Here is a 10,025-nt window from a genome sequence, read left to right on the forward strand (position 1 = left end):
CCGCAGCAACCGGCTTACGAACAGCCGCAGTATGCTCAGCCGCAACAGCCGGCTTACGAGCAGCCGCAGTATGCTCAACCGCAGCAACCTGCTTACGAGCAGCCTCAGTATGCTCAGCCGCAACAGCCGGCTTACGAGCAGCCTCAGTATGCTCAACCGCAGCAGCCAGCTTACGAACAGCCGCAGTACGCTCAGCCTGAACCGCCAGCATATGAACAGCAGTATGCGGCTCACGAGCAGAGCGCGCCGGTGGTTGAGCCTGAACCTGTAGTGGAAGAAGAAGTTAAACCAGCCCAGCGTCCACCGCTCTACTATTTTGAAGAAGTGGAAGAGAAGCGTGCGCGTGAGCGTGAACAGCTGGAAGCATGGTATCAGCCTATCCCTGAACCCTTAGCGCCAGTTGAACAACGCGGTATATTCCCATCCGCGGCCGCCTCGGTCCCTGTACCTGAACCAACGGCTGCGGTTGCGCCGGTTGCTGCTGGCGTCCGTAACGCCTCTGTGGCCGCAGGTGCTGCCGCGGCCGTAGCGGCTTCTGCGCCGTTATTTAGCCCTGCAGAAGGTCCGCGTCCGCAGGTGAAAGAGGGCATTGGCCCGAAACTGCCACCGCCGAACCGCGTCCGTGTACCAACGCGCCGCGAACTGGCTTCTTATGGCATTAAATTGCCGTCGCAGCGCATGGCCGAAGAACGTGCAGCGCGTGAAGCCGGGAACGATCAGCATGACGGCGTCGAGAATTTAACCGACGATGAAGCTGAGGCTATGCATCAGGATACGCTGGCACGTCAGTTTGCCGCTTCTCAGCACAGCCGTTACGGCGAAACTGACGCTGATGACAACGATTATACCGTTGAAGACGATGCGGATACCGCAGAAGAAGCCGAACTTGCACGTCAGTTTGCCGCATCACAGCAGACCCGTTATTCCAGCGAGCAGCCACAGGGCGCGCGTCCATTCTCCGCTGAGGATTATGAATTCTCGCCGATGAAAACGCTGGTTGATGATACGCCGAAAGCGCCGCTCTTTACGCCGAGCGTAATGCCGGAACCCGCGCAGCCTCAGCAGCAATATCAACAGCCGCCGCAGCATGCTCAAAGCTACCATCAGCCGCAGCACGCTCCGCAGCCATCGCAATATGTGCAGGCACCGGCCCAGCAGCCAGTCGCTCAACCGCCGCAGTACGCGCAGCCGCAGGCACCGGTTCAGCAGCCTGTAGCCCAGCCTCCGCAGTATGCGCAGCCGCAGCCGCAGCATCAACCCACTACGCCGCCGCAGGAAAGTTTGATTCACCCGCTGCTGATGCGTAACGGCGACGATCGCCCGCTGCAGAAGCCGACGACGCCGCTGCCGTCGCTCGATCTCCTGACGCCACCGCCGACGGAAATTGAACCGGTTGATACCTTCGCGCTGGAGCAAATGGCGCGTCTGGTTGAAACTCGCCTGGCCGATTACCGTATCAAAGCCGATGTGGTGAACTATTCCCCAGGCCCGGTTATTACTCGCTTCGAGCTGAACCTGGCTCCGGGCGTGAAGGCTGCGCGTATCTCTAATCTTTCGCGCGACCTGGCGCGTTCGCTTTCAACTGTCGCAGTGCGCGTGGTGGAAGTGATCCCCGGCAAGCCTTACGTTGGCCTGGAACTCCCGAACAAAAAACGCCAGACCGTTTATCTGCGTGAAGTGCTGGATTGTGACAAATTCCGCGATAACCCATCACCGCTGACCGTGGTACTGGGTAAAGACATCGCCGGTGAGCCAGTGGTTGCCGATTTGGCGAAGATGCCGCACCTATTGGTGGCAGGTACTACTGGTTCCGGTAAGTCGGTTGGCGTGAACGCCATGATCCTCAGCATGCTGTATAAGGCGCAGCCTGAAGACGTGCGTTTCATCATGATTGACCCGAAAATGCTGGAACTGTCGGTCTATGAAGGCATTCCACATCTACTGACTGAAGTTGTCACCGACATGAAGGATGCAGCCAACGCTCTGCGCTGGAGCGTCAACGAGATGGAACGTCGCTATAAGCTGATGTCCGCGTTAGGCGTGCGAAATCTAGCCGGTTATAACGAGAAAATTGCCGAAGCGGCCCGCATGGGACGTCCGATTCCGGACCCATACTGGAAGCCGGGTGACAGCATGGACGTTACCCACCCTGTGCTGGAAAAACTGCCGTATATCGTCGTGCTGGTAGATGAATTCGCCGACCTGATGATGACCGTCGGTAAAAAAGTCGAAGAGCTTATTGCGCGACTGGCGCAGAAAGCCCGTGCTGCGGGTATTCACCTGGTGCTGGCAACTCAGCGTCCGTCGGTGGATGTGATTACCGGTCTTATTAAGGCCAACATCCCGACGCGTATTGCCTTTACGGTTTCCAGTAAAATTGACTCCCGTACTATCCTCGATCAGGGTGGCGCAGAGTCGTTACTCGGTATGGGGGATATGCTGTATGCCGCTCCGAACTCCAATAACCCGGTACGTGTTCACGGCGCGTTTGTCCGCGACCAGGAAGTCCACGCCGTGGTTCAGGACTGGAAGGCGCGTGGCCGTCCACAGTATGTTGATGGCATCACCTCCGACAGCGAAAGCGAAGGTGGCAACGGTGGTGGCTTCGACGGCGGAGAAGAGCTGGATCCCTTATTCGATCAAGCGGTGAACTTTGTGACCCAGAAGCGCAAAGCGTCGATCTCCGGCGTTCAGCGTCAGTTCCGTATCGGCTACAACCGCGCGGCGCGTATCATCGAGCAGATGGAAGCGCAGGGAATTGTTAGCGAACAGGGGCATAACGGCAACCGAGAGGTGCTGGCACCGCCGCCGTTTGACTAATTGCAAAGATGGGTAAATAAGGCAAAATTAAGCATTTTCTTCTGTCACCTCACGAAATGGCATCATAGAGTGGGTGACAGAGGCTCTCCAGGCGGGAGCATGAGGCTATTTAAGGAATAACAATGAAAAAGTTCGCGATCACCTGTGCATTACTTTCCAGCTTTGTTGTTAGCAGCGTTTGGGCTGACGCCGCCAGTGACCTGAAATCTCGTCTGGATAAGGTCAGCAGCTTCCACGCGAGTTTTACCCAGAAAGTGACCGATGGCAGCGGTAATGCAGTGCAGGACGGCCAGGGCGATCTGTGGGTTAAGCGCCCAAATCTGTTTAACTGGCACATGACTCAGCCGGATGAAAGCGTTCTGGTATCAGACGGTAAAACCCTGTGGTTCTACAACCCGTTTGTTGAACAGGCGACCGCCACCTGGCTTAAAGACGCGACCGGTAACACGCCATTTATGCTGATTGCCCGCAACCAGGCTAGCGATTGGCAGCAGTACAACATCCAACAGACGGGTGATGACTTTGTTCTGACGCCGCGTGGTAATAACGGTAACCTGAAGAAATTCACCATTAACGTGGGCCGTGATGGCACGATTCATCAGTTCAGCGCCATTGAGCAGGACGATCAGCGTAGTAGCTATCAGCTGAAAACCCAGCAGAACGGCGTGGTAGATGCATCTAAATTCACCTTTACACCGCCGCAGGGCGTGACGGTGGACGACCAGCGTAAGTAAGAGGCAGGCGTGGGCAATTTGTCGCTCGATTTTTCCGATAACACATTTCAACCTCTGGCCGCGCGTATGCGGCCAGAAAATTTAGCGCAGTACATCGGCCAACAGCATCTGCTGGCTGCCGGTAAACCGTTGCCGCGAGCCATCGAGGCCGGGCATCTGCACTCGATGATTCTGTGGGGGCCTCCGGGCACCGGGAAAACGACGCTGGCAGAAGTGATTGGCCGCTACGCCAACGCCGACGTCGAGCGGATCTCCGCAGTGACCTCCGGGGTGAAAGAGATCCGCGAAGCCATTGAACGGGCGCGGCAAAATCGCAATGCCGGGCGCCGTACCATTTTGTTCGTCGACGAAGTCCATCGTTTCAATAAAAGCCAGCAGGACGCCTTTCTGCCGCATATTGAAGACGGCACCATTACCTTTATCGGCGCGACCACCGAAAATCCTTCGTTTGAACTAAACTCGGCTTTACTCTCCCGAGCCCGCGTATATCTACTGAAGTCACTGACAACCGACGATATTGAACATGTCCTCACTCAGGCGATGGAAGATAAAACGCGCGGTTACGGCGGTCAGGATATCGTTCTGCCGGACGACACCCGGCGTGCCATTGCTGAACTGGTAAATGGCGATGCCAGACGAGCGCTCAATACGCTGGAAATGATGGCCGATATGGCCGAGCTTGATGCCGCTGGTAAGCGTGTACTACAGCCGCAGTTATTGACGGAAATTGCCGGTGAACGCAGCGCTCGTTTTGATAATAAAGGCGACCGTTTTTACGACCTGATTTCTGCGCTGCACAAGTCGGTACGCGGCAGTGCCCCTGATGCGGCGCTATATTGGTATGCCCGCATCATCAGCGCCGGTGGTGACCCGCTGTACGTGGCACGACGCTGCCTGGCCATTGCTTCTGAAGATGTGGGGAACGCCGATCCGCGGGCGATGCAGGTGGCTCTTTCGGCATGGGATTGTTTTACTCGCGTCGGGCCAGCTGAAGGGGAACGGGCTATCGCCCAGGCGATTGTCTATCTGGCCTGTGCGCCAAAAAGCAACGCCGTCTATACCGCATTTAAAGCGGCGATGGCCGATGCCCGCGAGCGTCCTGATTATGACGTGCCGGAGCATCTGCGTAATGCGCCGACTAAATTGATGAAAGAGATGGGCTACGGGCAGGAGTATCGCTATGCCCACGATGAGCCTAACGCCTACGCGGCGGGCGAAGAGTATTTCCCCAGCGAAATGGCACAAACTCGCTACTATCGTCCAACGAACCGGGGTCTTGAAGGCAAGATTGGCGAAAAGCTCGCCTGGCTCGCTGAACAGGATCAAAATAGCCACACAAAACGCTACCGCTAGCGCAGTCGTTGCGGTAATGTTGTCAATGTACCTCTGCGACCGCAGGCTGCGGTCGCATACTCCACTTTCAATTCGATAAGCATAGGATAAGCATGCTCGATCCCAATCTGCTGCGCACAGAGCCAGACGCAGTCGCAGAAAAACTGGCACGCCGGGGCTATAAGCTGGATGTAGATAAACTTCGCGCTCTTGAAGAGCGTCGTAAAGTACTGCAGGTAGAAACTGAAAATCTGCAGGCAGAGCGTAACTCGCGATCGAAATCCATCGGCCAGGCGAAAGCACGCGGGGAAGACATTGAGCCTTTACGCCTGGAAGTGAACAAGCTTGGCGAACAACTTGATGCCGCAAAATCTGAACTGGACGTTCTGCTGGCTGAGATCCGCGATATCGCGCTGGCGATCCCGAACGTTCCTCATGACGATGCACCGGTCGGTAGAGACGAAAACGACAACGTTGAAGTCAGCCGCTGGGGTACGCCGCGTGAGTTTGATTTTGAAGTTCGCGACCACGTAACGCTGGGTGAAATGCACAGCGGTCTGGATTTTGCCGCGGCCGTTAAGCTGACCGGTTCACGCTTTGTGGTGATGAAAGGCCAAATCGCCCGTATGCACCGCGCGCTGGCGCAGTTCATGCTGGATCTGCACACCGAGCAGCATGGCTATAGCGAAAACTATGTGCCTTACCTGGTTAACCACGACACGCTGTACGGTACGGGTCAATTGCCGAAGTTTGCTGGCGACCTGTTCCATACCCGTCCACTGGAAGAAGAGTCAGACAGCAGCAACTATGCGCTGATCCCGACGGCTGAAGTTCCGCTGACTAACCTGGTTCGCGATGAAATCATCGACGAAGACGATCTGCCGATCAAAATGACCGCGCACACGCCGTGTTTCCGCTCTGAAGCGGGTTCCTATGGTCGTGATACGCGTGGTCTGATCCGTATGCACCAGTTCGACAAAGTTGAAATGGTGCAGATCGTTCGTCCGGAAGACTCCATGGCGGCGCTGGAAGAGATGACCGGTCATGCGGAAAAAGTGCTGCAGCTACTGGGCCTGCCGTACCGTAAAATCATCCTGTGCACCGGTGATATGGGCTTCAGCGCATGCAAAACCTATGACCTCGAAGTCTGGGTTCCGGCGCAGAATACCTACCGCGAGATCTCCTCATGCTCCAACGTCTGGGATTTCCAGGCGCGCCGCATGCAGGCTCGCTGCCGCAGCAAGTCTGATAAGAAAACACGTCTGGTGCATACCCTTAACGGGTCTGGCCTGGCGGTAGGGCGTACGCTGGTTGCCGTGCTGGAAAACTACCAGCAGGCAGATGGCCGCATTGAAGTTCCTGCGGTACTGCGTCCTTACATGAATGGTCTGGAATTTATTGGTTAATCCTCACCATGTTGAAAAAAGCGCCGTGAGGCGCTTTTTTTATGTCTGACATTGATACCGAACAATACCTCTCCTGGCAGAACGTTTAATACTCCCTTCTAAGTACTACCAGCATATAAAACTACAATAATAGTATTTCGTTATATATATAACTATATAGCGATTGAAAATTTCAATGTCAGCAACGAAGTGAGTATCCATGAAAACTGAAACCCCCGATGCTTTACTGGCAGCCGAGGTCAGCCGTCGTGGTTTGATGAAAACTACGGCGATAGGCGGCCTGGCAATGGCCAGCAGCGCGCTGACGCTTCCCTTCAGCCGTATCGTCTGCGCCGCGGATGCTATCGCCCCAGCGACAGCTGTGGAACGCGTCACCTGGAGCGCTTGTACAGTTAACTGCGGCAGCCGCTGCCCGCTGCGCATGCATGTTGTCGATGGCGAGATTAAGTACGTTGAGACCGACAATACCGGTGATGATGACTACGAGGGGCTTCATCAGGTTCGTGCCTGTCTTCGTGGCCGCTCAATGCGCCGTCGCGTCTACAATCCGGATCGCCTGAAGTATCCTATGAAGCGCGTGGGTAAACGTGGGGAAGGCAAATTCGAGCGTATTAGCTGGGATGAAGCCTTTGACCTGATTACCGACAATATGAAGCGCTTAATCAAAGATTACGGTAACGAGTCAATTTATCTCAACTACGGTACCGGCACGCTGGGTGGTACCATGACGCGCTCCTGGCCGCCGGGAAGTACGCTGATTGCCCGCTTAATGAATTGCTGCGGTGGCTATCTGAACCATTATGGCGACTACTCCTCTGCGCAGATTGCTGCTGGCCTGAACTACACCTACGGTGGCTGGGCCGATGGTAACAGCCCGTCTGATATTGAAAACAGCAAGCTGGTCGTCCTGTTCGGTAACAACCCTGGCGAAACCCGCATGAGCGGCGGCGGGGTAACTTACTATCTGGAACAAGCGCGACAAAAATCCAATGCGCGCATGATAATTGTCGATCCACGCTACACCGATACCGGTGCCGGCCGTGAAGATGAGTGGATCCCAATTCGTCCGGGTACCGATGCTGCACTGGTTTCTGCGCTGGCGTGGGTGATGATCACTGAAAACATGGTCGATCAACCGTTCCTCGACAAATATTGCGTCGGTTACGACGAGAAAACGCTGCCTGAAGGCGCACCAGCTAACGGTCACTACAAAGCCTATATTCTGGGCCAGGGCAGCGATGCTATGGCGAAAACACCGGAGTGGGCATCCACTATCACCGGTATTCCGGTTGATCGTATTGTTAAGCTGGCCCGCGAAATTGGCAGTGCTAAACCGGCCTATATCTCTCAGGGCTGGGGTCCACAGCGCCACGCCAACGGTGAGATTGCTACCCGCGCTATTTCAATGCTATCGATTCTGACCGGTAACGTCGGGATTCATGGGGGTAACAGCGGCGCACGCGAAGGTTCCTATGAGGTGCCATTCGAGCGTATGCCGACGCTGGAAAATCCAATCGAGACCAGCATTTCCATGTTTATGTGGACCGATGCAATCGTGCGTGGCCCGGAAATGACCGCGCTGCGCGACGGCGTGCGTGGGAAAGACAAACTGGATGTGCCGATCAAAATGATCTGGAACTATGCCGGTAACTGTCTGATTAACCAGCACTCTGAAATTAACCGCACCCATGAAATCCTGCAGGATGATAAGAAGTGCGAAATGATTGTGGTGATTGACTGCCACATGACGTCGTCGGCGAAATATGCCGATATTCTGCTGCCGGACTGTACCGCGTCCGAGCAGATGGACTTCGCGCTGGATGCTTCCTGCGGCAACATGTCCTACGTCATCTTTACCGATCAGGTCATCAAACCGCGCTTTGAATGCAAAACGATTTATGACATGACCACTGAGCTGGCGAAACGTATGGGCGTGGAGCAGAAGTTCACCGAGGGGCGGACCCAGGAAGGCTGGATGCGTCACCTGTATGAAATCTCCCGTCAGGCCGTACCGGAACTGCCGGATTTCGACACCTTCCGCAAGCAGGGTATCTTCAAGCAGCGTGATCCGGAAGGGCATCATGTGGCCTACAAGGCATTCCGTGAAGATCCGCAGGCAAATCCGCTGACCACGCCGTCGGGTAAAATCGAGATTTACTCGCAGGAGCTGGCAAAAATCGCTGAGACCTGGGAACTGGCGGAAGATGATGTTATCGATCCGTTACCGATCTACGCCCCAGGCTTTGAAAACTACAACGATCCGCTCGCCGGGAAATACCCGCTGCAGTTAACCGGTTTCCACTACAAGTCCCGTGTTCACTCAACCTACGGCAACGTTGACGTTCTGCAGGCGGCCTGCCGCCAGGAGATGTGGATCAACCCGCTGGACGCGAAGAAGCGCGGAATTGCAAATGGCGATCGTATTCGAATCTTCAACGACCGAGGCGAAGTGCATATTGAAGCCAAGGTTACACCGCGCATGATGCCGGGCATCGTCGCGTTGGGCGAGGGCGCCTGGTACAACCCGGATGCGGGACGTATCGATCAGGCAGGCTCTATCAACGTGCTGACTACCCAGCGCCCATCGCCGTTGGCGAAGGGTAACCCATCGCACACGAATCTCGTCCAGGTTGAGAAGGTGTAAGGAGTAACCGATGACCACCCAATATGGCTTTTTTATTGACTCCGCCCGCTGCACCGGTTGTAAAACCTGTGAGCTGGCCTGTAAAGATTACAAGAACTTAACTCCGGATGTCAGCTTCCGCCGCATCTACGAATACGCGGGCGGCGACTGGCAGGAGGACAACGGCGTCTGGAACCAGAACGTCTTTGCCTACTACCTGTCGATTGCCTGTAACCACTGTGAAGACCCGGCCTGTACCAAAGTGTGCCCGAGCGGGGCAATGCACAAACGCGAAGACGGCTTTGTGGTGGTGGACGAAGATGTCTGCATCGGCTGTCGCTACTGTCACATGGCCTGCCCGTACGGCGCACCGCAGTACAACGCGGCGAAAGGCCACATGACCAAGTGCGACGGCTGCCATGAGCGTGTGGCCGACGGTAAGAAACCGATCTGCGTCGAATCCTGCCCGCTGCGCGCGCTGGACTTTGGCCCGATTGAAGAGCTGCGTCAGAAACACGGCCAGCTGGCCGCGGTGGCCCCGTTGCCGTCTGCGCACTTCACTAAGCCAAGTATCGTGATTAAACCCAACGCCAACGCACGTCCGTGCGGCGACACAACCGGCTATCTGGCCAACCCGAAGGAGGTGTGAGATGGGAAGTGGATGGCATGAATGGCCGCTGATGATCTTCACGGTCTTTGGGCAGTGCGTGGCCGGTGGTTTTATCGTCCTGGCGCTGGCGCTGATGAAGGGGCAACTGCCGCGTGAGCAACAGCAGCGCGTGGTGCTGAGCATGTTTGCGCTGTGGGTGCTGATGGGCATTGGGTTTATCGCCTCGACGCTGCACCTCGGTTCGCCGATGCGCGCCTTCAACTCGCTTAACCGTATCGGCGCTTCGTCGCTGAGTAACGAAATCGCCAGCGGCGCAATCTTCTTTGCGGTAGGCGGTATTGGCTGGCTGCTGGCAGTCACCAACAAGCTGTCGTGCGCGCTGCGCAGCCTGTGGCTGGTGGTGACGATGGTGCTGGGCGTGGTGTTCGTGTGGATGATGGTTCGTGTGTATAACACCATCGATACCGTGCCGACCTGGTACAGCGTCTGGACGCCGCTGA

General features: G+C 56.0%; 7 protein-coding genes. All 7 read left to right on the top strand.

The window, feature by feature from the left end:
- Positions 1–2,820 (top strand): DNA translocase FtsK (gene ftsK, locus LZ634_RS19900; RefSeq protein WP_234508312.1); only part of this gene is annotated, 2,820 nt, incomplete at its 5' end.
- A gap of 122 nt (positions 2,821–2,942) precedes the next feature.
- A complete protein-coding gene (gene lolA / locus LZ634_RS19905) occupies positions 2,943–3,554 on the top strand; it encodes an outer membrane lipoprotein chaperone LolA (protein ID WP_234508314.1) in 612 nt (203 codons plus the stop codon).
- Positions 3,555–3,563: 9 nt separating this feature from the next.
- Positions 3,564–4,907 carry a replication-associated recombination protein RarA gene (rarA, locus tag LZ634_RS19910; RefSeq protein ID WP_234508315.1) on the top strand — a complete coding sequence of 448 codons (1,344 nt, stop codon included), beginning with the start codon at positions 3,564–3,566 and terminating at the stop codon, positions 4,905–4,907.
- Positions 4,908–4,999: 92 nt separating this feature from the next.
- Positions 5,000–6,292 (top strand): serine--tRNA ligase, encoded by a 1,293-nt coding sequence (gene serS, locus LZ634_RS19915; RefSeq protein WP_061283687.1) that lies wholly within the window; start codon positions 5,000–5,002, stop codon positions 6,290–6,292.
- 199 nt (positions 6,293–6,491) lie between these two features.
- The gene (gene dmsA / locus LZ634_RS19920; protein ID WP_234508317.1) at positions 6,492–8,936 is read left to right on the top strand and encodes a dimethylsulfoxide reductase subunit A; all 2,445 of its coding nucleotides are present in this window, start codon (positions 6,492–6,494) and stop codon (positions 8,934–8,936) included.
- 10 nt (positions 8,937–8,946) lie between these two features.
- Positions 8,947–9,564, top strand: coding sequence for a DMSO/selenate family reductase complex B subunit (locus LZ634_RS19925; RefSeq protein ID WP_052284021.1), 618 nt, complete (start codon positions 8,947–8,949; stop codon positions 9,562–9,564).
- A 1-nt stretch (position 9,565) separates the two neighbouring features.
- Positions 9,566–10,025 (top strand): DmsC/YnfH family molybdoenzyme membrane anchor subunit (locus LZ634_RS19930; RefSeq protein WP_234508318.1); only part of this gene is annotated, 460 nt, incomplete at its 3' end.

The sequence above is a fragment of the Kluyvera intermedia genome (assembly GCF_021440345.1).
Classification (GTDB): Bacteria; Pseudomonadota; Gammaproteobacteria; order Enterobacterales; family Enterobacteriaceae; genus Kluyvera; species Kluyvera intermedia_A.